This is a genomic window from Streptomyces sp. NPDC005803, assembly GCF_040630435.1.
Classification (GTDB): domain Bacteria; phylum Actinomycetota; class Actinomycetes; order Streptomycetales; family Streptomycetaceae; genus Streptomyces.
The window spans coordinates 1-24461 of sequence record NZ_JBEXXO010000017.1 but is presented as its reverse complement, the minus strand read 5'-3'; the positions used below and the strand labels follow the sequence as shown (position 1 = coordinate 24461).

At 68.6% G+C, this 24461-nt stretch carries 18 protein-coding genes and 3 pseudogenes; 12 read left to right on the top strand and 9 right to left on the bottom strand.

Annotation, left to right across the window (positions count from 1 at the left end; genetic code table 11):
- Nucleotides 1–168: 168 nt before the first annotated feature.
- Nucleotides 169–810: a transposase gene (locus tag ABZ454_RS23565; RefSeq protein WP_359540551.1), complete on the bottom strand. Its 642-nt coding sequence runs from the start codon at nt 808–810 to the stop codon at nt 169–171.
- 514 nt (nt 811–1324) lie between these two features.
- On the opposite strand from ABZ454_RS23565, the gene ABZ454_RS23560 reads away from it, so the two are divergent.
- A complete protein-coding gene (locus tag ABZ454_RS23560) occupies nt 1325–1462 on the top strand; it encodes a hypothetical protein (RefSeq protein WP_359540548.1) in 138 nt (45 codons plus the stop codon).
- 193 nt (nt 1463–1655) lie between these two features.
- Here ABZ454_RS23560 and ABZ454_RS23555 read toward each other — a convergent pair whose 3' ends face one another.
- Nucleotides 1656–3383, bottom strand: coding sequence for a SpoIIE family protein phosphatase (locus tag ABZ454_RS23555; RefSeq protein WP_359540546.1), 1728 nt, complete (start codon nt 3381–3383; stop codon nt 1656–1658).
- Nucleotides 3384–3777: 394 nt separating this feature from the next.
- Nucleotides 3778–4962, bottom strand: a complete 1185-nt coding sequence (locus ABZ454_RS23550) for an MFS transporter (protein ID WP_359540542.1) — start codon at nt 4960–4962, stop codon at nt 3778–3780.
- A gap of 425 nt (nt 4963–5387) precedes the next feature.
- Here ABZ454_RS23550 and ABZ454_RS23545 point away from each other — a divergent pair, with 425 nt between their 5' ends.
- The 4 genes and pseudogenes from ABZ454_RS23545 to ABZ454_RS23530 all read left to right on the top strand — a co-directional run bounded on the left by ABZ454_RS23545 (nt 5388) and on the right by ABZ454_RS23530 (nt 10824).
- Nucleotides 5388–5915 carry a hypothetical protein gene (locus ABZ454_RS23545; RefSeq protein WP_359540539.1) on the top strand — a complete coding sequence of 176 codons (528 nt, stop codon included), beginning with the start codon at nt 5388–5390 and terminating at the stop codon, nt 5913–5915.
- Between the two features lie 470 nt (nt 5916–6385).
- Nucleotides 6386–6490, top strand: a pseudogene (locus ABZ454_RS23540) (IS5/IS1182 family transposase); the annotation flags it as partial.
- A 199-nt stretch (nt 6491–6689) separates the two neighbouring features.
- The gene (locus ABZ454_RS23535; protein ID WP_359540536.1) at nt 6690–8486 is read left to right on the top strand and encodes an LCP family protein; all 1797 of its coding nucleotides are present in this window, start codon (nt 6690–6692) and stop codon (nt 8484–8486) included.
- Between the two features lie 403 nt (nt 8487–8889).
- Entirely contained in the window at nt 8890–10824 is a 1935-nt protein-coding gene (locus tag ABZ454_RS23530; protein ID WP_359540533.1) for an APC family permease, read from the top strand.
- 555 nt (nt 10825–11379) lie between these two features.
- Here the strand turns inward: ABZ454_RS23530 and ABZ454_RS23525 are convergent.
- The gene (locus ABZ454_RS23525; protein ID WP_359540532.1) at nt 11380–12324 is read right to left on the bottom strand and encodes an NADP-dependent oxidoreductase; all 945 of its coding nucleotides are present in this window, start codon (nt 12322–12324) and stop codon (nt 11380–11382) included.
- Nucleotides 12325–12401: 77 nt separating this feature from the next.
- Here ABZ454_RS23525 and ABZ454_RS23520 point away from each other — a divergent pair, with 77 nt between their 5' ends.
- Nucleotides 12402–12800, top strand: a complete 399-nt coding sequence (locus ABZ454_RS23520) for a helix-turn-helix domain-containing protein (protein WP_356323911.1) — start codon at nt 12402–12404, stop codon at nt 12798–12800.
- Nucleotides 12801–13076: 276 nt separating this feature from the next.
- Here ABZ454_RS23520 and ABZ454_RS23515 read toward each other — a convergent pair whose 3' ends face one another.
- Together ABZ454_RS23515 and ABZ454_RS23510 are read right to left on the bottom strand one after the other, a co-directional pair.
- Nucleotides 13077–13457 carry a helix-turn-helix domain-containing protein gene (locus tag ABZ454_RS23515; RefSeq protein WP_359540528.1) on the bottom strand — a complete coding sequence of 127 codons (381 nt, stop codon included), beginning with the start codon at nt 13455–13457 and terminating at the stop codon, nt 13077–13079.
- Nucleotides 13458–13601: 144 nt separating this feature from the next.
- Nucleotides 13602–14468 carry an NAD(P)H-binding protein gene (locus ABZ454_RS23510; RefSeq protein ID WP_359540526.1) on the bottom strand — a complete coding sequence of 289 codons (867 nt, stop codon included), beginning with the start codon at nt 14466–14468 and terminating at the stop codon, nt 13602–13604.
- A gap of 121 nt (nt 14469–14589) precedes the next feature.
- Here ABZ454_RS23510 and ABZ454_RS23505 point away from each other — a divergent pair, with 121 nt between their 5' ends.
- Nucleotides 14590–15045 (top strand): MarR family winged helix-turn-helix transcriptional regulator, encoded by a 456-nt coding sequence (locus ABZ454_RS23505; protein WP_359540523.1) that lies wholly within the window; start codon nt 14590–14592, stop codon nt 15043–15045.
- Between the two features lie 484 nt (nt 15046–15529).
- On the opposite strand, the pseudogene ABZ454_RS23500 reads toward ABZ454_RS23505, so the two are convergent.
- Together ABZ454_RS23500 and ABZ454_RS23495 are read right to left on the bottom strand one after the other, a co-directional pair.
- Nucleotides 15530–16133, bottom strand: a pseudogene (locus tag ABZ454_RS23500) (IS110 family transposase); the annotation flags it as partial.
- 567 nt (nt 16134–16700) lie between these two features.
- On the bottom strand, nt 16701–17654 hold the full coding sequence (locus ABZ454_RS23495; RefSeq protein WP_359540521.1) for a LysR family transcriptional regulator: 954 nt from the start codon (nt 17652–17654) through the stop codon (nt 16701–16703).
- A 187-nt stretch (nt 17655–17841) separates the two neighbouring features.
- Here ABZ454_RS23495 and ABZ454_RS23490 point away from each other — a divergent pair, with 187 nt between their 5' ends.
- Together ABZ454_RS23490 and ABZ454_RS23485 are read left to right on the top strand one after the other, a co-directional pair.
- Nucleotides 17842–19275, top strand: a complete 1434-nt coding sequence (locus tag ABZ454_RS23490; protein ID WP_359540846.1) for an MFS transporter — start codon at nt 17842–17844, stop codon at nt 19273–19275.
- Nucleotides 19276–19301: 26 nt separating this feature from the next.
- On the top strand, nt 19302–19622 hold the full coding sequence (locus tag ABZ454_RS23485) for a hypothetical protein (protein ID WP_359540856.1): 321 nt from the start codon (nt 19302–19304) through the stop codon (nt 19620–19622).
- On the opposite strand, the pseudogene ABZ454_RS23480 reads toward ABZ454_RS23485, so the two are convergent.
- Nucleotides 19561–19996 (bottom strand): annotated as a pseudogene (locus ABZ454_RS23480) (transposase); the annotation flags it as partial. The gene ABZ454_RS23485 and the pseudogene ABZ454_RS23480 overlap by 62 nt on opposite strands.
- Before the next feature lie 249 nt (nt 19997–20245).
- On the opposite strand from ABZ454_RS23480, the gene ABZ454_RS23475 reads away from it, so the two are divergent.
- The 3 genes from ABZ454_RS23475 to ABZ454_RS23465 all read left to right on the top strand — a co-directional run bounded on the left by ABZ454_RS23475 (nt 20246) and on the right by ABZ454_RS23465 (nt 24112).
- Nucleotides 20246–21535, top strand: a complete 1290-nt coding sequence (locus ABZ454_RS23475) for an FAD-dependent monooxygenase (RefSeq protein ID WP_359540519.1) — start codon at nt 20246–20248, stop codon at nt 21533–21535.
- Nucleotides 21536–22650: 1115 nt separating this feature from the next.
- Nucleotides 22651–23679 carry an NADP-dependent oxidoreductase gene (locus tag ABZ454_RS23470; RefSeq protein ID WP_359540517.1) on the top strand — a complete coding sequence of 343 codons (1029 nt, stop codon included), beginning with the start codon at nt 22651–22653 and terminating at the stop codon, nt 23677–23679.
- 61 nt (nt 23680–23740) lie between these two features.
- Complete coding sequence (locus tag ABZ454_RS23465) at nt 23741–24112, top strand: MerR family transcriptional regulator (RefSeq protein WP_356323877.1); 372 nt, start codon at nt 23741–23743, stop codon at nt 24110–24112.
- Nucleotides 24113–24461: the final 349 nt, after the last annotated feature.

Genomic DNA, 24461 nt, shown 5'->3' with positions numbered 1-24461 from the left:
GTCCGGAGCGTTGGGCGTCCTCCGCGCTGCGCGGAGGACGCCGGAGGCCGGAGGTGCCGTGCCACCCCCACCTGCTCCCTGCCGCAGGTGGAGGTGCAGGTGTCGAAGCGGGGCCTTCTCGAGGGGAGCTGTATGCCGGAGGTGGCGAGGCGATCGGCGCTCGTGGTTTCACACGACGACTGCGGCGGGCGTTCGGCGACGGCGGTAGTAGGCGACCGCAAGAGCGATGGTGGTGGGTCCCCATGCGGCGATGGGAGTAACGCACACCGTCGCCAGTGTCTGCCAGAACGCGTTGGTGTATTCGACGGTGTCGATGATGCCGTACGGGGCGAGCCTACGGCCGTCGCCGATCGGGACAGCGGTGAACAACAGGGGGAGAACCAAGCCGCCGAGGACGGCGGGGACAACGGCCGCCATCGGCCGGACGCGCTTGCCGCCGATGATCGGGATCCAGGCGGGTACTGCCTCTCCCCAGCCTTTTGCGGGCTCCGGCCGCATGCTGGTGAGCGCGCACGATGGTCGAGTCGACCGAGACTGCCCAGTTGAGATCGCTGTCGGCGTTGCCTGCGCGACCAGTGCGGTGAACACCCGCTCCCAGGTGCCGTCGATGGCCCACATCCGCAGCCGGTTGTAGACGCCTCGCCACTTGTCGAACTTCTCGGGGAGGTGGACCCATTGCGATCCCGTCTGGAACTTCCAGGCGATCGCGTCGATCACCTCCCGGTGATCCCGCCACCGACCACCTCGCCGCGGTGTCAGATTTGGTAGTAACGGCTCGATTCGCGCCCACTGCGCGTCAGTCAACAGCACACACGAACAACGACCGGCGGGACTGGTTGGAACGGTGCCGCTGTCAGGCGGTCGGCCCAGTGCGGAGCTGCCGCACGTCCCGCACGAGCGTGCACGAAGCGCTGAGGAAGATCACAACTCCAGCCACGAGCCAGGGAACTGAGGCTCCAGAGTGGTACTCATGAACGAAAGCAACGAGCAGCATCACGCTGGCAAGGACGCCGAAGGCCGAGATCAGAGCGCTGATGCGGTTATACACACGGACATCATCAACGACAACCTCGGCCAGCGGAAGTGATCCAAACGAACTGACCTAAGTGAACATCGCACGGGACTGGCCGAAGATGACCGAGCAACCGTCCGCCGGCATCCTGAACGGCTTGCCGAAGTAGGTCGCCTCCGACAGCCTGGCCACAGCCGAACGTGATCACACCACGATCCTGTCGGGCGACGTCCCCGCCCAAGTCGCCGAGCTGAAGCGGCAGCGCGGCCGTGAGCTGCAGATCCACGGGGGAGCGCCCGGCTGGCCCAGCCCTTGCCGGCCGCCGGCCTGATCGACGAACTGCGCCTCGCGATCGCCCTGGTGGTGGGTGGAGGACGCCGCCTGTTTCCAGGCGGCGGTGCACCGGCGGGTGCGCGCCCGCGAGTTCTTTGGAGCTGGAGCCGGCGGTGACCGGCGATCCGCACCCTCCTCGCAGGCCCCGCCGCGCTCATCACCGCCATCGCCCCCGACGGCCTGCGGCTGCGCAACCTCCTCAACGTCGCCCCATCACCCCCCATCCCGCTGATCCAGCCAGAGCCGCCGGGCCGCGTGGCCTGCCGTCGATCAGTCCTACGCACCGCTGAGGGGGAAGAGAAAGTAGAGCTCACGTCATACGGGGGGTGCGCAGCGCGATCATGGCGACGTCGTCATCGTTGTCGCTGGGCCGGACATGGTCCAGCAACAGGTCGCAGAAGGAGTCGAGAGGCCGGTGGGCGAGGGAGGCCGCGTGCCGGCGCAACCGGTCAAGCCCGTGGTCGATGGAGTGGTGCGGGGACTCGACCAGTCCGTCGGTGTAGAGCAGAAGCGTGGCCTGCGCCGGCAGGACGGTGACGGCGTCGGGGCGGGGTCTGGTGACTCCGGTGCCGAGGAGTATGCCGTGACCCTGGTCGAGGAAGCGGGTCTGACCGTCGTGGGTGATGAGCAGGGGCGGTGGGTGGCCGGCGTTCGTCCAGCGAAGGCGCCACAGTGCGTCTTCGCCGAGTGTGAGCCTGGCGAGGATCATGGTGGCCATGGGTACTTCGGCTATGTGCATCACTGCCTCGTCGAGCCGTGTGACGACGGCGCTGGGCGCGGCCTCGGGGTGGGACCAGGCGAAGGCGCGTAGCATGTTGCGGACCTGCGCCATGCCCGCTGCGGCGTCGAGATCGTGTCCGACGACGTCGCCGATGGCCAGTGCGTGGGCGTGGGAGGCCAGGGCGAAGGCGTCGTACCAGTCACCGCCCACGGATGAGGCGTCCGGAGCGGGTCGGTAACGCGCGGTCATCTCCAGCCCGGGCAGGACGGGCAGCTGGGGCAGCAGGTGGCGCTGCATGGTCTCGGCGACCTTGCGCTGGCGCTGGTACAGGCGCGCGTTGTCCAGCGCCAGTCCCGCCCGGCGCGTGAGGTCCTCCAGCAGCGGCAGGTCGGCGGGGGTGAAGGCGTCGTGACGCTCGGCGCGGCCCAGGGTCAGGGCGCCGAGCACGTCGCGCAGGCCGCGAATGGGTGCGATGACTGCGGAGTGCATTCCAGTCGCGGTGAACAGAGCCTGCTGCTCGACCGCGATGCCGGAGTCGGGCGGCCCTTGGTAGGTGGCGGGACCGGCAAGGGAGGAGGCGGCGCCACGCAGGGCCCGTGACAGGGGCATCGGCGACTCTGCCGGCACGGGAGGCATCGGGCCTTGCAGGTCGTCCCGCTCGACGAGGATGCCGTCCTTGTGTTCCACCACGAGAACACGTCGTACTTCGTCACGCTCGGTGATCAGGTCGAACACGGCCCAGTCCGCGAGCCGGGGCACGGTCAGAGCCGCCAGTCGGTGCAGCGCCTCGTCTACGTCCAGGGTGGAGGTGAGCTGCGTGGTCGTTTCCGCCAGCAGGGCCAGGCGGTCCAGCTCCGTCAGCGGCGCAGAGTGCACGCCATCGCTGTGGCGGAAGTCCGGCCGCTTCGGCTCGTACAGCAGCGCCAGCGCACCTGCCCCGCTCGGGCCGGGCGTGCAGGGTGTGACCAGCCAGGACAGCCGGACGAGAGTACCGTCCCCGCGGGCGAACCACTCGGCTTCACCATGACCGGTGTCGCCCGTGAGGAGTGCCTTCCTCATCCGGCAGCGCGTGCGCGGCACCGAGTGCCCGTATTCGTCCCTGTGCAGCAGGTCGTGAAGGTCGTGGCCAACGAGTTCTGAAGCTTCCCTGCCCAGCAGCCTTTGGGTTGCGGTGTTGACCGCGACGATCAGGCCGTCGTCGTCGACCGCGATGGCGGACACCCGCAGGCTTTCCAGCGTTCCCTCGAGCAGGGCACCAGAACGCGCCTGGTGCCCGGACGGGAAACCACTTTCCCGGGGAACGGCGACGTCGTCCATGTCCCTCCTCATTTCACGTCCTGAATCGAATGGGTTCGAGCCCCAATCAGGTCGAGTACCCCGACCGCATTTCGGCATGCGTCGAAGGCTCATCCTCCCTGCTGCGACGACACGAGCGCATCCTGGCGGTGCAGGAGGAAACTGTCCTTGATGTCCAGAATTCCGGTCATTGATTCATGAGGGAGATGAGCTTTGGTCTTGTGGCGACACTGATCACGGCCAGTATCCCGAAGCCAGGCCGCCGCAGCGGACAAGAGCCATTGCGGCGGACGTCCCATGGCCATGGACGACGGCACTCTCACCTTCACCGTCGCGCTGAAGGGCGAGGGCTTTCCCGGATGCGACATCGCGAGGAAGCTCACCATCAAGACCGGGACCCGATTCGACGCAGCGATCAGGGTTTCCCGCCCGAGTATCTGCCGAACGCCCGCATGGCGAGGGCGCCCGCCAGCGGCCCGGGTGCCAGGAGGAGGAAGGCGTGACGCCAGCCGACGGCCTCGGCGAGCAGAGGGGTGAGCTGGATGGTGATGACCGTCAGGGCGAATCCGATTGCGGTCTGGGCGGTGAGGGCCGTTCCGATGTAGCGGTGGTCGGCGACCTCGCTCAGTGATGTCGAGAACACCCCCGAGTCCGCGATCACGGCCGCACCCCACAGCGTGCAGAAGGCGAACAGAAGCAGCGAGGAGGAGTGGAAGAAGAAGGGGGAGACCAGGCAGCACAGGCCACTGAGAAGAAGAGCTGCCATGGCGGCGGGTGGGCGGCCGAAGCGGTCGGCGCCCCAGCCGCCGAGCAGGCACCCGCCAGCTCCCCCGAGCCCCATGGTGAGGAACACGGTGATCTCCACCGAACCCGGCAGGCTCTTCGCGGCTGGCGTCGCCAGCAGGAAGGACGGGATCCACGTCCACAGGGCGTAGAGCTCCCACATGTGCCCGAAGTAGCCGAGATTGGCCAGCCGTGGCCCGCGCTCGGTGAACATGGTCAACGCATACCTGGGATTGCGTGCAGGAGCGGACTTCGCCGCGTAGGGGCCGGGCCGGACAAAGAGCAGAGCGATGACGGAACCCGCGAATCCGGCTGCCGCGGCGGACAGCAGCACGTCACGCCAGCGCAGGGACCCCACCCCTGCGATCAGGTGAGGAAGGGCGGAGCCAAGGGTCAGGGCGGCGATCAGGACGCCCATGGTCCTGCCCCGTCCGGCGCTGCCGGACCAGGAGACCATCAGCTTCATACCGGTGGGGTAGACCCCTGCCAGGAACATGCCCGTCATGAAACGCAGTGGGATGGCGACGGTCAGCTGGTCGGCGACGAGGGCCAGCACCACCGTGCAGATGGCGGCTGCCGCTGCACTGGCGGCGAGCAGACGCTGCGACGGGATGCGGTCAGCCAGGTTCAGAGTGGCCGAGGCCACGGCCCCGACGACGAAACCGATCTGTACCGAGGCCGTCAGCCACACAGCACCGCCGGCGGTGAGCCCCCAGTCGGCCCGGAGGCTGGGAACCACCGCCGACATGGAGAACCACACAGCGAGGCCGAGCACTTGCACCGCGGCGATTGCACCGCGTTGCACGACGATGTTCACGAATACCCCTCTTATGTCGAGCCCTTGCTCCGTCGACGTGCGCGCGGTGGCCGAAGGCCGACCCTAATGCCAACAGCCCCGTGCGTACCGGAGGGGCACTGCTCCAGGGCCGGGGTGCCGGAGGCGTCGCAGGCTCGGACCGGGGCTCCCGAGCCGCGTCCAGCGTTCTTCGAGCAGCAGCAGCAGCAGCTCGCTTGGCGATCTCTTCGCACGGCCAAAATCGGTCTACTACATTGAGGGCCATAACTGAACGCGTTCAGATAGCTTGGGGCAGATCATGGAAGCTGGCCAGGACCAGGCCCCCGCAGCGCCAGTCCCCCGACCGCAGCAAGGGCTGGCCATGGCTTCGGCGGTCGTCGCAATCCCTTCACGGCCTGGGGGCTCCAGTCAGGCATCGGGGGACTGAATGTCTTGACCTGCCTCGGGTGGCAGTTCCGCTGCTGTTCCTGCGTACCCCGAAAGGCTTCGTCTCCGCCTGCGTAACGGCAGGGATCCTGCTTCTCGGATGGGGGGTGCTGGGCGCCATGGCTGGGGTGTTCCTATTTTGGCCATCGGCCCTGCTCCTCCTGCTGGCCGCTTTCGCAGACCCACGCCGGCGCCCGGTCGCCGCCAAGGCAATTCGTAGGACTGGGGCCGCGGGGGCGGCAGCTACTCTCGTGGGCTGCCTTGCCTTCGCCTGGCACTTCTACGCTGCCCCCGCGAAGGCCGAGCCCCACACTTACCGGGCCGAGACAGATCCCGGACGGTTCCGCACCGGCCTCGGGGACGCCGCGATCCGCCTCAAGCGGTTCGGCGCTACCGATGTGACGGGATCGCAGTCCGACGACGGCTCCTACCTAAACGTCCGCTTCCCTGATCAGCTCTCCGAACCGGAGCGCAGGAACCTGAAGAACGAGATCGCCCAACTGCCCGGCACCAAGGTTGATCTCTGCCCGGTGTCCGAATGCGGCTGAGGCATCCCGCCGCCGACCGCCGCGCTGCCGTCCACGGCGTTCGAGGGCGGCGTAGTCACGCTGAGGCAGGGGCCGCGGTCACGTTCGTGCTCAGTTCCTTCTAGGCGCACTACCGGTGATTCAGGTGGTCTTCTGGCGTCTGCTGGTTGCCTTGGTGGGTGGGACGAGTGTGATGGCTCTGGTGTGGGTGGTGGGGTGGGTTGAGGTGGTGGGTGTGCTTGAGGTGCCAATTACTCATCTTGCGTTTGATGACGCGGGGGTTGGGAGCGTTGCCTGTGGGGCGGGAGGAGTCGTTCCAGCAGCTCGTGGACGGTGCGGGTCAGGGCTCGGCTGAGTCGTGAGGGGGAAGTGCCGCTTGGTCGGTGACGTGGCGGCGGGCGATGCGAAGGGTGCGGGTGAAGGGCAGCTGGTCGGGGTCGAGGCCGGCTTGCTGAGCGTTCTACACCCGATTCCGCAGGTGAGCGACGGACGGCACGTTCGACCTGATGCTGCGGGCCGCTCAGGCGAAAGCGGATGCGGCGGGTGACGTCGACTGGCTGGTGTCCGTCGACTCCAGGGTCGTCCGGGCTCACCAGCGCTGAGGCGTGCACGGTGCGGCGTGAGGGGCGAGGCGGGCTTCAGAGCGGGCGGTGATGCTCCGTGCGTGTCGTCGTGGCCACTGTGTGACAGGAACGTGAGCGAAGTGCAACCAATTGAACGTTTGAGCAGTCCTAACGAACGGCCGACTTGGCCATCCAGGCGGGGGCTGGGTATGACGGCGCAGAGGAGAAGACTTTGAGCGAGCCCACCAACGGCCATCAGGGCCACGGCACCGGGCGGCGCCGTTCTGGTGCGCACAGCGGCCGGCCCAGCGCGCCGGCGGCCGTCACGGACCACGCCGAATCCACGGACGGGGCGGACACGGGTCGCGGGAGCGAGACGGAAGCGGCGCCGAGGGGACGCGCTGCGGCCCATAGGGCGGCCCGCGGCGGCGGGAGGCGACGCGGGCGGCGGGCGCTGAAGACCGCCGGCCTGGCCATGGGGTTCGTGCTGCTGGTGACGGGCGGCGTGGCGGCCTACGCCTACTGGAAGCTCAACAGCAACATCGCCTCCGACGACTTGTCCGCGAACGGCAAGGACGGTGCCGGCCACGAGAAACCGGACGCCTTCGGGCGCACTCCGATCAACATCCTGGTCATCGGGTCCGACGGTCGCACCAGCGCCAAGGACTGCAAGCTGGGCGGCGCGTGCAAGCAGGCGAGCGGGCAGCGCGCCGACGTGGAGATGGTGCTGCACATATCCGCGGACCGCTCCAACGCGACGGTGATGAGCGTGCCGCGCGATCTGCGCGCGGACTGGAGCGGTTGCCACGACACCGACCACCCCAGTATGGGCCCGCAGCACAACATGATGATCAATACGGCGCTCGCCGGCGGCCCTGGATGCAGCGTGGTCGCCGTTCACGAACTCACCGGGATACCCATCGACCACTTCATGATGGCCGACTTCTCCAACGTGGTGGACATGTCCAATGCGGTCGGCGGTGTCAGCGTGTGCGTCGACGCCAACATCTACGACCCCTACAGCCACCTCAAACTCAAACGGGGCCCGCACAGCCTGCAGGGCACCGCAGCACTGGAGTTCCTGCGCACCCGGCACGGCTTCGGCGACTCCAGCGACAGCCGCGGCCGCACCGAGGGCCAGCACGTGTTCCTCACAGCCCTGCTCAACAAACTCAAGGACGACGGAACGCTCAGCAGCCCCACCAAGATGTGGAAGGTCGCGAACGCGGCTACCAAGCTGACCGTGGACAAGGCACTCGACTCCCCATCCAAGTTGATCGGGCTCGGCACAGACCTGAACAAGGTCCCCACAAGCCGCTTCAGGTTCGTCACCCTCCAGACCGCCGACACGAAAACCAACGGAGTCTGGGAGACGCACCTCGTGCAGCCCAAGGCGTCGGCGCTGCTCCGGACCCTCGCCAACGACCAGTCGTTGACCACCACGAGCAGCGAGACAACCACCGCATCCCCCTCTGCCCCGGCTTCCGCGACGCCCCCGGTGCCGCTGACTTCGATCGCCGTGCAGGTGCGCAACGGCGCTGCCGTCAACGGCCAGCCGGTTCAGAAGCGCGCGGCGGCGGTGGCCGCCGCACTCATCGACCGGGGATTCAGCGAGCAGACGTCAGCAGTCACGGGCACACCGACGGCCACGACGTCCGTGACATACCCCGCAGGGCAGTCGGCACAGGCACGGGCCGTCGCGAATGCGCTGGGCATACCCACCAAGTACCTCAAGCAGAGCGCCTCGGCCACGAGCATCGTCCTAGTCGTCGGCTCCGACTGGACGACCGGCGCGACCTTCCCCGGCGCGAAGCCCGGCGCCACTGACGCCGAGCGTGAATCCGCGCTCAGCGGCGCGAGCTCGCAACTGGGTAACGTCAAGGGCACCTGTGTGAAAGTCAGCAGGTTCGACAGCGCGATCGGCGTCGACGCAAACGGCCACGTCACCACAGCCGAGAATCCGCCCCACTCCACGTCACCGACCCACGCCTACGCCATCTCCCCGAACGTGGAGGACTCAGCGCCCTGACGAGGTCGTGCCCGGTTAGCGGTGGGACGTCGAAGAGATCGGTGGGGCCTCGGTGCTCACGTTCGAGCCGGGAACAAGTCTGCGGGCAGGGTGGCGATGGCTTGGACGGTGTCGTCCATGCGCTCGCGGCGGCCGAGGTGACGAGCCGGTGGCCGCCAGTTCTCCTGCGCCCAAGGCCAACGTGCGGGAGGTCTACGGCCTGCCATGAGGCGTCCAGCCGCGAATCGCGGACAGGTGCGGGGACGGGCAGTGCCTCGACCAGGCGTAACCCGTGCTGCGGGCACTCTGCAGACTCTGACCCAAGGGGCAGTGTCAGGGGAGATGGGGGGCCTGGCGAGTACGTGTGAGTGTCTGCCGGTGGTGCCTGCACAGTCCCGGAGCAGCCGCCCGTTCTGATGGTCACATGACCCTTGATCGGCCGATGTACCGCGTCAAGCGGCGGCTCCTCGGCGAGCCGCTCACCACCGAAAGCGTCAGTGCGGAGAAACTGGGCAACCGGACGGCGCTCGGTGTGCTGGCGTCCGACTGCATCAGTTCGTCGGCCTATGGCTCCGAGGAGATGCTCCGGGTCCTCGTGCCGGTCGTCGGAGCAGCCGCGTTCACGATGGTCATGCCGTTGACCGGTGCGATCCTGCTGGTGCTGCTGCTTCTGACGCTCTGCTACAGCGATGTCGTCACGATCTACACCCGGGCCGGTGGCTCCTACGTCGTGGCCCGGGAGAACTTCGGGCCAAACGTCGCGCAGGTCGCCGCCGTCGCCCTGCTGGTCGACTACATCGTCACCGTTGCCGTCCAGGTATCGGCCGGCACGAACGCGCTGATCTCACTCGCCCATCTGGTCGGCAATGGATGGACAGGGCTCGATCACCTCCAGCTGCCGGTCTCCGTGGCGGTAATCGTGCTGCTGGCCTACGGGAATCTGCGCGGACTCCGCGAGGCGGGCCGGATGTTCGCGCTGCCTGCGTATCTCTTCATCGCCGCAATGGGCCTGGTCTTCCTCGTCGCGGCGGTGCGCGCACTTACGGGCGGGCTGCCGCATGCTGACCTGAACGCCCCTGGTGTCGTGCCTCTGGGAACTCCCGGCGACGGCTGGCTCTACGGTGCGTCGCTCTTCATCGTGCTGCGTTCCTTCGCCAACGGCGGCTCGTCCCTCACCGGGCTCGAAGCGATCTCGAACGGCATCTCCGCCTTCCGCGAACCGCAGGGCCGCAACGCCCGGCACACCCTCATCACCATGAGCTGCGTGCTCGCCGTCCTGGTCCTGGGCGTCTCCACCCTCGCGCATTTCACCCACGCCGTCCCCTACACCGACGGGACCCCGACCGTCATCGCACAGGAGGCAAGGCTCGCCTTCGGAAACGCAACGGTGGGAACCATCGGGCTGGTCTTCGTCCAGCTCGCGACCGCGCTGGTCCTCTACACCGGTGCCAACACCCCCTTCACCGGGTTTCCGTTCCTGGCCAGCTTCGTCGCACAGGACCGGTTCCTGCCACGGATGCTCACCCGGCGCGGGCACCGGCTGGCCTTCTCCAACGGCATTGTCACCCTCTCCGCCCTCTCGCTCGCCCTGCTGCTCATCACAGGCGCCAACGTGGACAAGCTCGTGGCCCTGTACGCGATCGGCGTGTTCACCGCCTTCACCATGGCCGGGGCCGGCCTCACCGCCCACCACCTGCGCAGGCGTGAGCCACTGCGCCGGGTGAAGATCACGGTCAACGCACTCGCGGCGATCGTCTCCGCCGCCGTCGTGCTGATCTTCGCCGTCACGAAATTCACCGAAGGCGCCTGGCTGGTCGTCGTGATCTTCCCGCTCGGAGTGTGGGCACTGATCCGGATCAACCGCGAGTACCGCCGCGAGGCCGCTGCCCTGGAACGGCTGCCCCCAGGCGCGGACCGGCCGCGTACGCGCCGCCACCAGGTCTTCGTCCTTGTCGAGACGCTGGACCTGGCCACGCTGAAAGCCTTGCGGTACGCCCACGAGCTGCGCCCTGACAACGTCCGGGCAGTCCACTTCGCCATCGACGAAACACACGCACGCCGACTGTCCGCCCTCTGGGCGTCGACGTCCGCGACCTCGGTCGAGCTGGAAGTGGTGGCCTGCCCCGATCGCCGACTCCGTCATGCGATGCGGGAACTGGTCGTCCGGACCACACAGGACGGGGACACATCCCTGACGGTGCTCGTGCCCCGGCGGATGTACGCCAACGCCCTCGGCAAACTCCTCCACCGGGGCACCGGAGAGAAGATGTCCAGGGCGCTGGAGCAACTGCCGCACGTTGCGGTCACCATCCTGCCGTTCAACGCATCGCACGCCATGCGAGCTCTGAAGTCGGATTGAAGATCTCCATGACCTCGGACATTCGTTCTTACGCTGCGCCGGGGCGGTGAAGTCGCGGCCGATCAGGTCCGGAGCGGGCACCGCCCGTTTCGCGGGCCTGCCGAGCGATCGGCGCCTGCGGCGCGTGACGCAGACGATGCCCGTTACGCAAGGTGCGGGCTGTTGACGGCCGCACAGTGCTTCCCTTGTCCGTTGTCACTCGAACCGAGGCCGCCCTGTGACGCCGCACACCGGCTCAGGTGCCGCACGTGGCCCGACAAGCAGACAGCCGCGACAAGCGCGCGAGAGTGCTGGCCACCGTGGCTGTCATGGAATCCCGCCACGAGCCAGTGACATTCACCGTCGTCGCGCGCGGGCCTGGATGTGTCCCCGTCCGGCCCCCGGCCCGGCAGCGCGCGGCCAGTGATCCGGGGGCGACCGGGGGGACTGTGGAAGCTGGGGCCGGGGGGCGGAGGTGGGGCGATATTTCGAACCGACCGTTCGATCGACACATCGGGGCGATCACATCAGATGCGCCGGACCGCAACGGGCACGGTCCGGCGCGGCCGGGTCGAATCAAGGAACCAGCACCAGCCGGCCGCGTATCCCGCCCGCCGCAAGCCGATCGTGCGCCTCGGCGGCGCGCTCAAGTGGGAGGATCTCGGCAACCCGCAGAGTCAGATCCATGGCGGCGAGCTCGGCCAGAGCGGCCCCGTCAGCACTGATCCACTGCTGGTGGACCCGGATGCCGCGCAACGGGAGCGGGGCCGAACCGCCGACCACCGTGGCGTAGGCGCCTCTGCTGCGGACAGCGGCAAGCGCGCGGATTCCAAGTCCTGCCGTGTCGAGTGCGCCGTCGATGCCGCCCGGTACCAGGCGGCGGACATCGGCCGCGAGGTCGGATGCGTCACGGCCGACGATCCATTCGGCGCCGAGGCTTCGAGCGAATTCCTCCTCGGCGGCACCGGCCTGGGCGACGACGCGCAGGCCGCGCCGTCCCGCCAGTTCGACGGCGAAGCCGCCGACCGCCCCGGTGGCTCCGGTCACCAGCACCGTGTCGCCTGCGGCGAGGTCGAGCAGGTCGAGGGACTGGAGGGCGGTAAGTCCGTTCAACGGCAGCGTCGCCGCGGCTGCAGCAGAGGCGACGGGCGGTGCGGGCGCGACTGCGGTGCCGTCCAGGACGAGGTATTCGGCGTAGGCGCCCAGCGACACGTCGAGCAGATCGCGCAGCCCGATTACACGCTGCCCCGGCGCGAACGCCGTCACACCCGCCCCGAGCCGGTCGACGACGCCCGCGACGTCCCATCCGATGCCTGTGTGCTCGCGGGCGGCCATCAGTCCGGCTTCGACGAGCGTGCCGGAACGGGTGACCAGGTCCACGGGATTGACGGTCGCGGCCTCGACGCGGATCCGCACCTGCCCGGGGCCGGGCTCCGGTAGCGGAACCGTCACCAACTCAAGCACCTCGGGTCCGCCATAACCGCGGGCGACCACCGCCCGCATCTTCTCTTCAGCGATCATGTTGCACACCGTAGGAAGCGCTACTCTCCACCGGGAAGTACGCACTTCGTGGTGCGTACGGCACCGAAAGGAGAGCCATGCCCACCCGCACAGCCGCCCAGCGCCGGGCCGAGGCGAGCATCACCTACGACGCCTACCTCGCCGAATGCCCTGCCCGACAACTCCTGGACCGCATCTCCGACAAGTGGGTCAGCCTCGCCGTCAACGCGCTTGCCGAGGGGCCACAGCGGTACACCGAACTGCAACGCCGGCTGGCGAGCGTGAGCCAGAAAATGCTCACGCAGACTCTGCGTCATCTGGAACGCGACGGGCTGGTGTCGCGGACCGTGATCCCCGCTGTCCCGGTCCGCGTCGAATACGCACTGACCCCGCTCGGCCGCTCGCTGCTGCCGCTCATGCGCGCGATCAAGGGCTGGGCGGAGGAGCACATGGACGAGGTCCGCGCCGCCCGCGCCGCCTACGACGCCCCGGGCTGACGGTGCGGTGATGCAGGCCCGCATCACCGCGGACCCGTGCTGGCGCAGCAGGCGGATCAGGCGGAGCAGCCGCACGCCGCGCACCCAGATCAAAGCACTGCGCACTGGGCACATCCACCCGTACCTGGCTGGGCACGTCGAACCATGACAGCGTTCGGAAACGCCGCGGTAAGCCGGTCGATGGCCTTCGTCCCCGGTGGGAGGAGCCGTTGTCAACGATCCAGACGCGTCCGGCGCTGGCGTAGGGCTCGGTGGCCATGACCTGCTCGACGAGGTTCACGAACGGCACGATGCCGGTGCTTGGCTCGCAGCGGCCGAATATGAGGGCGCGGTGGACGTCGTAGGCCGCCAGGTAGGCCAGGGCGCAGCCGCGCTCGTACTCGTGGTTGACGCGCATGGCCCGGGCCTGCCCGGGTGCCAGGGGCGGTGGCAGCGGGCCTGGATGGAGGTCTTCTCGTCCGCGCTGATGACCTGCAACGCGGTGAACGATGGCGGCCGGCCGGACCGTTTGCGGTCGGACAGCCCGGCAAGGCCCCGCTCGGCGAACCGGCCCCGCCAGGTACGGACCGTGTCCAGGTGCAGGCCCGTCTCGCGAGCGATGCGCGCGGTGGAGCGTCCGCGAGCCGCGTGGAGGACGACCTGGGCGCATACCCGCAATCGGTGCTCAGTCTTGTGGCCGTAGGAGGCCCTCTACAACTGTGCGCGTTCGGAGGCGGTCAGGCCTATCGGGCGGGCGGCGCAGACCGACATGGCGGGCATACCCATCAACAGAATCGGAAGAGGGCGTGGTCGTCTCTCGGCTCAGGCGGTTTCAGGCCGTCGGAACGCGTCGGCGTTACGCGCGCACCAGTCCGCGAAGGTCCGCGGCTTGCGTCCGAGCAGTCGCTCGACGGTGTCAGTCCGGAACCCGACGGTGTCGGCGCGCATAAGGTTGAAGCCCTCGGTGATGGCGTCGGCGAGTGCCTGCGGCGCCCCGTTGGGGAAGCGGAACCGTACGGCCTCGTCCGGTGTGGTCACTTCTCGGACCTCGATGTCGCGGCCGATCGTCTCGGAGATGACCCGGACCTGCTCGGTGACGGTGAGCGTCTCGTCGCCGGTGAGGACGTACTCCTTGTCCTGGTGGCCGTCCTCGGTGAGGACGAGGGCGGCGACCGCCGCGATGTCCGCGGGGTCAATCGGCGCGTAGCGGCCCGGGCCGACCGGGTCGAGGACGTGGTTTCCCTCGCGGATGGTGGGCAGCCAGTCGAAGGCGTTGGTCATGAAACCGCCGGGCCGAAGGAATGTGGCGGGTATTCCGGAGGCGCGGATGATCTCCTCGCGTTCGTGATGCCAGCGGGCCATCGCGGGCAGCGGGTCAAGGGTGACGTGGAGGGAAGACAGGTGCACGATGTGGCTCACCCCGGCCGCCTTGGCGGCGGAGATGGCGGCGGCGGTGTAGCCGGTGCCGATGCCCTGGGTGAGTAGGAAGATTTTGTCGACGCCGGCGAAGGCCGGCGTCAGTGTCGGGGGTTCCCCCAGGTCGCCGACGGCGCGCTCGGCGCGGTCGGACAGCCCGGCAGCGCGGGCAGGGGCGCGGACGAGGAGACGTAACTTCGCGCCCTTCGCGTCGAGTTCGCGGGTGAGTTCACGGCCGATGTTCCCGGTGGCTCCGGTGACCAGTATCATCATGGCTCCCATAGTCATTTGCCGTCTAACGAGTTGCAGGGAACGGTAGTCGGTGAATCGTTAGCCGTCAATCGACTTGCTTGCGGCTCGGGTAACCGCTTCCGCACATCACCGAAAGGCCGCGATGCCTGAGTTCCTGGACCTGCACGGCAGAACGTCGAAGGTCCTCCGAGCCCTAGCCGACGCGGCCATGCGCCGCCATGGACTGCACGTCGGACAGAACTACCTGCTCGCGATGCTGTGGGAGCGAGACGGCAGCACGCCAGGCGAGGTCGCCGCCGCACTGAACGTCACGACGCCCACCGTCGTCAAGATGGCCGACCGGATGACCACCGCCGGGCTGCTCACCCGTCGCCGTGACGACCGGGACAACCGCCTCGTCCGGCTCTGGCTCACCGACGCGGGGCGTGCGCTACAGAAACCGGTTGAAGCGGAACGGCGGTTGATCGAGGAGAAGGTCACCGCGGATCTCACCGAAACCGAACGCGCATCCCTCTTGAACGCCCTGGCGAAGGTCCACCGGGCGGCGAGCGAGCTACTGAGCGAGCCCATGGATTACGGCGACTCCGCCATCACCTGACACTCCCACGCCCCTGTCTGAACAGATCCGACAAGCACGAAGACCGCTTCCTGCCCACCGACGACTTCCTCGATCCCATCCCACGAGGATGCCCTGGACTGCGCGACCGGCCGTTACCTCGCCACCCCAGAACCCGCACGCAAGGCTCAGGTCAACCCTCGAAGGGCCTCCGGAGCCGACCACTAACGAGCTCGTGCATGGTGGGGTGAGGGCGTGTTGAGGTTGCGGTGGGCGTTTTGATCACGTGGCCGTGCCGGAGGGTGCGAGTGCCTTCGTGTGGTGGGTTGCCTGTTGGTCGGTCAGGGGTCCGGCGACGGCTCGGATGGTGTCTGGCAGGTTGTCCCGGCGGGTGTGGTGTCGGGCGAGGGTCCTCCAGTTCTTGAGGTGGGCGATTCCGTGTTCGACGGGGATTCTGGCTGAGGAGTGCGCGAAGCGGGCGGCCTCGTGGTGTGCCATGAGCCATCGCAGATGTTCGAGGTGTGTGCCGTCGGCGTCCGGCCCTGCGGATCTGGGCACGGGATCCGAACCGTTCCAGCAGCATCAGGACGGCCGGGCGCTGGACGCGGGGGCCCACAACTCGCTCCAGGTGCGGGCGAATCCGGGGGCAGCGGCCCGCGGAGCCGGTTCGCCACCCGGGTGGCCTCACCCGCAGGGTCGTCGTCGAAGCCCATGATCATCTCCAGTTCGGCGATGGTCTCGTCTTCGACCTCGATGGCGCGGAGGGTGTGCGGCATCGCCCGAGCCGCGTCCGCGATGATGAACGCGTCTCTCGCGTCGGTCTTGGCCTCGCCGGGATAGAGACCGGCGATCCGCCGGATCGTCGGCCCGGGGAGGGAGGGGAACTTGCAGCCCGCGTCGCGGGCCACGGCCAGTGGCAGGGGGTCGATCGAGGCGGGCTGGTCGACCACGACGTGTACGGTGCCGTGCTTCGCGATCAGCTTGGCGAACACCTCGCGGAGCTTGGGTTCGCTGTTGGGCAGCCGCTTGTCGAGGACCTTCTTCCCGGCCGGGGTCAGCGCGGTGGCGTGGTGTTCGCCCTTGCCGACGTCCAGACCGAGGAAGGCTCCGATGTCACTGGTGTCGATCACGTGCACTCTCCGGTCGTACGTCCCCGGCCATACCTGCGGCACCAGCTGCCGGCACCCACATGACGAAGAGCCTCCCAACTTCCCGAGAGAGTCGGTGGTGAGGCCCCTGATCAGCGGTCTGCCAGTGCCTCCGGGAGCGGTGACACCACCCCCCGGATCATGCGAACTACAGGGGAACAGTCATGCCGTCCCGGAGGCCGGGGACCCCATTGCGGGGCTGATCAAGAAGGTAATGGGGAGGAGGTCGACTGCTGAAGGTGGGAAACGAGCATGGCGCTGGGGGCGGCGCGTCCGCGCTGCGCATGAGGGGTGGTGTCGGCGATGCGCAGCAGGTAGCCGGCGACGTCGCTGACTCCGGCGTGCCATCCGTCCTCGAACCGCGGCTCGGACCCGTGCGGGGCGCTGCTCTCAGGAATCTGAACGAGTCATGACGAATGTTGGCGGGGTGTCCGGGGACGGGAACAGGCCTGGTGATCACGATCAACCTGGTCGCGATCTTCCTCTTGGGGGGCTTCCACTGGCTTCCACTGGTTCCTGGCCGGACGACCCGAACCGCTACGAGTTCGTCTACGACGTCGAGCCCCTGGACCGAGGGCTCAAGCCCGGCACCGAACTGCGCGGATCACCATGCGCCATCTCCCGCGCTACCTTCCGGGCGGCCCTGGCGAAGGCCTCGACCGGTCCCGTGCCCTGCCCGGTCCGCCACACCAGGCCGTAGCTGACCGGTTCCGCGTCGGTGAAGGGGACGTAGGCGACACCGGGGCGCGCGTAGTACGTCGCCGTGTGCGCGGGAGCGAGCAGCGCGCCCCTGCCGCCCGTGACCAGCATCAGGGCCTCCTGCATGTTGGTCACGCTGGGGCCGCTGGCGATCGACCGGCCGGCCGGTGTACGGGTGGGGACGTGGTGCTCCAACCAGTAATCCGGCAGCTCGCCCGCGAGGGTGAGCAGGGGGACCTCGGCCAGATCCTCCAGGGACACCGAGTGCCGCGCGGAGAGGGGGTGCGCCGAGCCGATCACGAGGACCCGCTCCTCGGCGAGCAGCGCGGGCCCGGCACCCAGATCGTCCTCGCGTACCGGGAGTTCCTGAAGCTGGACGTCGAAGTCCCCCTTGCGCAGCATCCCGTACGGGTCGGTGAGCGGCACCTCGCAGATCTCCACGGCGAGCCCGGGATGGCTGACCCGCAATGCCTCCGTCGTCTGCATGACGATCTCGCCGGTCAGCGGGTTGGCGAAGCCGACGTGCAGCACCGTGTCGATCCCGCGCGCGGTGGCGGCGGCCCGTGTGAGCGCATCCTCGATGCCACGGTGGTGCGGTGCGAGGTCCACGCGCAGTTGTGTGCCGAGTGAGGTGAGGGCGACCCGGCGGCTGGTGCGGATGAACAGCGGGGCGCCGACCCGGCGTTCGAGCCGCTGCACCAGCTGGCTCACCCGGGCCCGGGAGAGCCGCATCTTCTCGGCGGTACGACCGAAGTGCAACTCCTCCGCGAGCAGGAGAAAGCACTCCAGTTCGTCGCGTTCCATGGAGGTCCCCCAGGTAGAGCGGATCGGTAAGCCTGGTTGAACGAACGTTGCGATCAACGCCGTTGTTCCGCCTGCTCGCTCTGACCGAAGGTGAAGGAGTCGCCGGAAGGCGGCCCTAACCCCCTTCTCCCATCGAGGAACCGCCATGACTCCACTGAGCACGAAAACCCAGAGATCGGCAGGAACCCTGAGCACCCGAGACCGGGGCGTCCTGCTCGTCCTGTGCGGCGCGATCTTCCTGGAGGGCATCGATGTGGCCATGCTCAATGTGGCCCTGCCGTCCATCCGCGCCGACCTGGGCCTGTCCACCGGATCCCTGCAGTGGGTGATGAGCGCATACGTCCTGGGATACGGCGGCTTCATGCTGCTCGGCGGACGCGCCGCCGACCTCTTCGGCCGCCGGCAGATGTTCGTCTTCTGGCTCTCGGTCTTCCTGCTCTTCTCCGGGCTGGGCGGATTCGCCACCGAGGGCTGGATGCTGATCGTGGCCCGGTTCGTCACCGGAGTCGCGGCCGCCTTCATGACCCCGGCGAGCCTGTCCATCATCACCACGGGCTTTGAAGAGGGCCCGCCGCGTAACAAGGCGCTGCTCTTCTACTCGGGCACCGCGGCCGGTGGCTTCTCGACCGGCCTGGTCATCGGCGGCCTGCTCGCCTCGGTCAGCTGGCGCTGGGTCTTCTTCGCCCCGGTGGTGCTCTCCGCGCTGATCCTGCTCGCCGCGCTCACCTTCGTACCCAAGTCGCCGCGACCAGCCCGCACCGGCCGGAGCGTCGACCTGGCGGGCGGCCTCACCGTCACCGCCGCGATCGTGCTGATCGTCCTGGGCGTGGAGCGTGCCTCCCACACCGACCTCACCCAGACTGTGCTCACCCTGGCTGCGGGCCTCGCGTCACTGCTCGCCTTCCTCGCCATCGAAGCCCGCTCCGCCAACCCCTTGGTCCGCCTCGGCATCTTCCGCAGCGGCGCCCTGGTCCGCGCCAACCTTGCCGGACTCCTCTTCGCCGCGGGTTTTTTCGGCTTCCAGTTCCTGCTTGTCCTCTACCTCCAGGAACTGCGCGGCTGGTCCAGCCTGCAGACCAGCTTCGCAATGATCGTCATCGGCGTCGACGCGATCCTCTCGCCTGTCCTCGTCCCCCGTCTGGTGACCCGCTTCGGCAACGCACGCCTCATCCTCGGTGGCCTGCTGATCGCTTCACTGTCGTACGTCCTCTTCCTGCCGGTCGGCGCCGACTGGACCTACCTGACGATGCTCCCCAGCCTGCTGCTCCTCGGCATCGCCTTCGCACTCGCCTACGGCCCGCTTACGATCGTCGCCACCGAGGGCGTCAAGGAGGCGGAACAGGGCCTGGCCGGCGGACTCCTCTACACGTCCTTCCAATTCGGTGCGGCACTCGGCCTCTCGGCGACCACGGCCGTCAATGTCGCGGCCACCACGTCGAGTGCACCGGCCGCGCTCCTCGACGGCTACCGGGCAGCCCTGTGGGTGCCGCTCGCCGCGGCCCTGCTCGCCGCGCTCATCAGTGCTTTCGGGGTGCGTTCGCGAACCGCCGGCACGGTGATCGACTCGGAGACGCCGGCCGCCGATGACCATACGGCCGTCGAACTCCCCACCTCCCGCTGACCCTCCATCTGGAAGGAGCACGCGCCGTGCCCACCACCCAAGTCGCTGCCTCCACCGACCTCCAGGACACCTTCGTCAACTACGTCCGCGACATCAAGTACGCCACGGTGATCACTGTCGACCGAGAGAACCGCCCCCGCGCCCGGGTTCCGCTCCCCGCGTGGGCGGTCGTCGACGACCGCCCCGTCGGGTGGCTGGCGGCGTACAAGATCCCTGTCCAGACGGCCCACCTGGCCCACGGTCCCCACCCCACGTATTCCTACTGGAACCCCCGTCAGACCACCGCAGCCAGGCGAAGGTGCGCTCGACCAGCCAGCGCACCTTGCCCAGCCCGGAGCCATGGGTGACACCGCGTCGGGCGGTCATCGGCTTGATGCCGCGCTGCCCCAGCAGGCGGCGGTATCTGTCGAAGTCGTAGCCCGGTCGGCATACAGACGCCGCGGCTTGCGACGGGGGCGTCCCCAAGTCCCCCGATCGGCGGGACGGCGTCCAGCAGCGGCAGGAGCTGGGTGACGTCGTGCCGGTTGCCGCCGGTGAGCGTGACGACGAGCGGGATGCGGTGGCGGTCGACGATCAGGTGGTGCTTCGGGCCGGGTGGCGGCATGAGCCGCCCTTCGAAAGCCCGGACGTGCGACCCATCCACGGAGTATTTGCCCAGGCCCAGCAGGCCGGCGCGGCGCAGTACGGCCAGCAGGGCAGCGTGTAGGCGCGGCCATACGCCGCCAGTCTGAGCTGATACGAGTCTCATCGGGTTGGCGCTTCTCATCGATGTCTGCCGGGGTCGAGGCGATCACGACCATCCCCGCCCCGCGCGCATGCCAGGTTTACGGTGTTTGCGGGAGCGTGGACGCGATATCGGCCGTACCGATGAGTTTTGTGCGGATCCGCAGTCGATACTGCTGGATCCACCGACGGCGGTGGTCCTGTGCTGGGAGCGTTCCAGCGCGGGAGGAAGCGCAGGGAGGCAGTGATGGGTGTCGACGACTCCGAGCAGGAGCGCACGATCCTGACGGGCGAGCAGCGGGCGCCGCTGAGCGGTCCCAGGGTGTTGGTGGCGGGGGCGAGCATCGCTGGGCCCGCGCTGGCCCACTGGCTGCGCCGGCGGGGAGCCGAGGTGACCGTGGTGGAGCGGGCTCCCGGGCTGCGTGCCGGCGGGCAGGCGGTGGACGCTCGCGGGGTCGCCAAGGAGGTCATCGGGCGCATGGGGCTGGACGCGGCGGTCCGCGCGGCGTGCACCGACACCGCCGGCGCGCACACCGTGGACGCGGACGGGCAGGTGCTGGAGACCTTCCGCGTGGATGACGACGGTGGCGATGGGTTCATCGCGGACATCGAGATCCTGCGCGGGGACCTGTCCCAGGTGCTCTACGACGACACCCGCGACGCCGTCGAGTACATCTTCGGCGACAGAATCGCCGAGCTCGCCCAGGACGCGGACGGGGTCGACGTGGTCTTCGCGGGCGGCAACCAGCGGCGCTTCGATCTGGTGGTCGGGGCCGACGGGCTGCACTCGTCGACGCGAGCGATGGTCTTCGGGCCGCATGAGCGGTACCTCCGCCACCTCGGGCATGTGCTGGCCTTCTACAGTGTGCCCAACGAGTTCGGGCTGGACCGCTGGCTGCTCGAGCACCAGGACGAGGAGGCCGGGCGCTCAGTCCTCCTGCGCCCCATCCAGGACGCCACCCGGGCGATGTCCATGTTCTACTTCGCCTCGGCCGACTTCGACGTCGACTACCGTGACGTCGCGGCCCAGAAACGCCTGCTGCGTGAGCGGATGGCGGGCCTGGGCTGGCTGACCCAGGACATCCTCGCGCATCTGGACGACACCCCGGACTTCTACCTGGATCAGGTCGCCCAGGTGGTGATGGACCGCTGGTCGAGCGGACGTGTGGGGCTGCTCGGGGACGCGGCGTTCAGCTCATCGCCGATGTCCGGGCAGGGAACCGGGCTGGCACTGGTCGGCGCCTACCTGCTGGCGGGAGAGCTGGCCGCCGCCGACTGGGACCCCGGCACCGGGTTTGCCCGCTACGAGGAGCGGATGCGCTCGTTCGTCGAGGCCAACCAGGAGATCGGCCGATTGAACGCCCGCAGCCGCGCCGTCGCGGGGCCGGACGCCGAGCCGCGCCCCGATTTCGCCGGCGAATGGTTCACCGAGCTGGTCGGGCGCGCGATCAACGGCATCGAACTGCCCGACTACGCGGGGGCGCCGGACTCCGCAGCCCCGGCCGGATCGCCGATCACCTCGTCAGTCAAGCCGTAGGTGTCACATAACGTGTCGAGAGGGACTTCGGTCCGGTAGGACACCGCCGGACGACCTGCCCGATGCCGCACAGCGCGCGTTGGAGCGCCCGTTCGGCGGCCACGCTCGGTCCGAAGAGGCGGTGTTGACCCGGAAGGCTGACAGCATCGATGACAATCCTCTGCGCGGGGTGTCAGTGGCTCTCGCACTGGCCTGGTCGGCGCTCAGCGGAACTGACAAGGCCCCTCGCGGAGCCGCCACATAGACGCGCCGAGGGCATTCCCGCCCCTCCTGGGAACCGATGAGGAGGGGCGCGTTCTTTGCCGCAGCCGCGGACCTCGACGCGACTGACCGGCCTCCCACGAAGGAGACGCGTTCTGCTTCATCGGTGAGGGCGGCGAGAGGGGGAACGCCCGGTGGTGCACGTGAGCGTCGACGGCGAGGCGGGTGCGCTCGTGCTCGGGCTGCGGGAGTTGGCTCAGCTGTGTCTTGTGGCGTGTGACGAGTTGGGCTGGGCGATTGTCAGTGGACGGAGCAGTCTGTCGGGCTCTCCAGCACCAAACAGACCCTGTGTAGGCCTTCCTCTGGGTGCTCCGCCAAGTACGGCAAACGTGCACCGCTTGATGGTCGGGCGTGATGGTTAGCCGTGGCAGCGTCGGGGGTCTCTCGGACGACGACACGCCTTCAGCGACTACGTGCTGCGTCGATGCAAGTGGGAAGCCGGGGTGGACGGCTGAGACTGCACAGCGGCTCAGAACTTCGCTCAGCACTCACCGCCCGGTGGGCCCGGTGACGGCACGCCTGCCTTGGCGACTACCAGCGTGCTGGCTCAACAAATGTAAATGTGCCGAAGCACGATAGGTGGCACCTTCGGGACGGGGTGAGCTGCTTTTTTGGATCCCCTGAAGCAAGGTGGTTGTCACCATCGAGGCACGCTGCTTGTCATCGCGGGCCATTTTGCGGGCTTTCTGTCACCAGGTTCGAGGAGCGGGCACTGCGCGCCCGGAATCGGGGCGCCCTGGAGTACCGGCCAGGATCGGCTTGACCCTGACGTGCGCGTCAGGAGTTACCGTCACCGAATTCCGGCGGCGGACGCCCGCCGTGCCGCTGCCCCGAACCTGCCCAGGAGGCCAAACATGACCGCAGCCCTGCCCCGCACCGCCCGTGAAGTCCGGCTCGCCGCCACCATTGCTGAGGGACTGCCCTCACGGGAACACTTCGCCGTCGTCAAGACGCCGTTGCCCGAGCCCGGGGCAGGCCAAGTTCTGGTCAGGAACCGGCACTTCCTGGTCTTTCCCGGCCTGCGAACCCTGATCGGCGGGGAGGTCGACGGCGTGCCGCTGCCGCCACTGCGCAGCGGGGATGTGCTGTTCGGTCCCGCCGTTGGCGAGGTCGTGGCCGGGCCCGCCGACAGTCCGCTGCGCACCGGCGATACCGTCGCCCACATGCTCGGCTGGCGGGAGTACGCCCTGGTGGCCGCCACCGAGTGCACCCCTTTGGACGGCGCGCTGCCCGATCCGGTCGCGTACCTCTCCCCAGGATCGGCCGCCTACGGCGCGCTGACCCGCCTTGCCGACGTTCGCGAGGGGGACATCGTCTTCGTCACCGGAGCGGCGGGAGCGGTGGGCTCCCTGGCCGGGCAGATGGCCCGACTGCTGGGCGCCAGGAGGGTGATTGGCAGCACCGGTTCGCCGGAGAAGGCCGAGCGGCTGGTTTCCGAGCTCGGTTACGACGCGGTCGTGCTGCGAGGAGCCGGGCCCATCGCAGCCCAGCTCGCGGAGGCGGCGCCCGAGGGCATCGATGTCTTGGTGGACACCGTCGCAGGCGAGCAACTGGTCGCGGCCCTCGGTGCGGCGCGGCAGGGTGCGCGGTTCGCTCTGGTCGGAGCCCTGTCGGGGCAGATGTCGGCGCAACGGGCCGGCGGTAGTGCGCCGGTGGAGATCGACGCCTTCCGCCTCTTCGTCAAAGGCATCTCGCTACGCGGGTACAGCGGCGCGGACCACCCCGATGTGGAGAAGGAGTGGACCAAACGCTTCGGCGACTGGCTGCGCTCCGGGGAAATCAGCTTCCCCCATGTACGGATCGCGGGCATCGATCGCGCACCGCAGGCGTTGCAGGAAATGATCGAAGGAAGGCACTTCGGGGCCGTCGTCGTGGAGCTGTAGCTGTGGTGGCTTAGCACCCGTTCGGCAGCTGTGGGCGGGCCGAGGACGGGGAGTGGGCAGGATGCGGATCGGTGAAGCGGCAGCAGCGGCAGGTACCACGCCCAGAGCGCTACGGTTCTACGAGCAGCGCGGGTTACTTCCCCCGCCCGCCCGTACAGCCTCCGGTCAGCGCGAATACGGGCCCGTCGAGATCGCACGAGTCCGCATCATCCGCGACCTACTGACCCTAGGACTCACCATCGAGGACCTGCGCAGCTGCGCCGACCGCCTCCATCTGCTCACTCAGGACCCACCGCCGCGGTGCGGCTCCATCGATCCGGGCACCCCCACGTCTGGGATTGTCGGCCGCAGGCTCGCCGCCCTCGACGCCGAGATCGACCGGCTGGCCGGACTGCGTGAGAGCCTCGCGCGGCGCGCCTCCGGAGACGACTGATCCCGACCGTTTCAGCCTCTCGTCACTCGTGTCCTGTCGCAGCGCAGGTGGCAGTTGACGTGACGCTGGCTTGCCCAGGGGTGCCAGATGTTCTGAGACTGCGGGCCGGTGACTGTCTCAAACGATCTGGCTTTCGCGGACGTGATGATGGCGTCAGGTGGCCCGTCCGTCGTCTGTGGGTGCCTGGCAGGGTGCTCTTCGTGAACCTTGAGAAGTTCTGGGAACTCGTGGAGACCTGTCGCCGCCAGACGGGAGCCAGAGATGCACGATGTGCCTGGATGCATCGGGCGAGCGGTGGGGCTGGGGCGGGCTGTGCAGCAGCGGTGGGGACGGCTGATCAGCCGTCCCC

Coding starts and splice junctions, on each gene's coding strand:
- ABZ454_RS23555 (WP_359540546.1), bottom strand. CDS start 3,383: ATGGACGACGTCGCCGTTCCCCGGGAAAGTGGTTTCCCGTCCGGGCAC.
- ABZ454_RS23465 (WP_356323877.1), top strand. CDS start 23,741: ATGCGGATCGGTGAAGCGGCAGCAGCGGCAGGTACCACGCCCAGAGCG.
- ABZ454_RS23510 (WP_359540526.1), bottom strand. CDS start 14,468: ATGATGATACTGGTCACCGGAGCCACCGGGAACATCGGCCGTGAACTC.
- ABZ454_RS23530 (WP_359540533.1), top strand. CDS start 8,890: ATGACCCTTGATCGGCCGATGTACCGCGTCAAGCGGCGGCTCCTCGGC.
- ABZ454_RS23475 (WP_359540519.1), top strand. CDS start 20,246: ATGGGTGTCGACGACTCCGAGCAGGAGCGCACGATCCTGACGGGCGAG.
- ABZ454_RS23525 (WP_359540532.1), bottom strand. CDS start 12,324: ATGATCGCTGAAGAGAAGATGCGGGCGGTGGTCGCCCGCGGTTATGGC.
- ABZ454_RS23505 (WP_359540523.1), top strand. CDS start 14,590: ATGCCTGAGTTCCTGGACCTGCACGGCAGAACGTCGAAGGTCCTCCGA.
- ABZ454_RS23520 (WP_356323911.1), top strand. CDS start 12,402: ATGCCCACCCGCACAGCCGCCCAGCGCCGGGCCGAGGCGAGCATCACC.
- ABZ454_RS23470 (WP_359540517.1), top strand. CDS start 22,651: ATGACCGCAGCCCTGCCCCGCACCGCCCGTGAAGTCCGGCTCGCCGCC.
- ABZ454_RS23495 (WP_359540521.1), bottom strand. CDS start 17,654: ATGGAACGCGACGAACTGGAGTGCTTTCTCCTGCTCGCGGAGGAGTTG.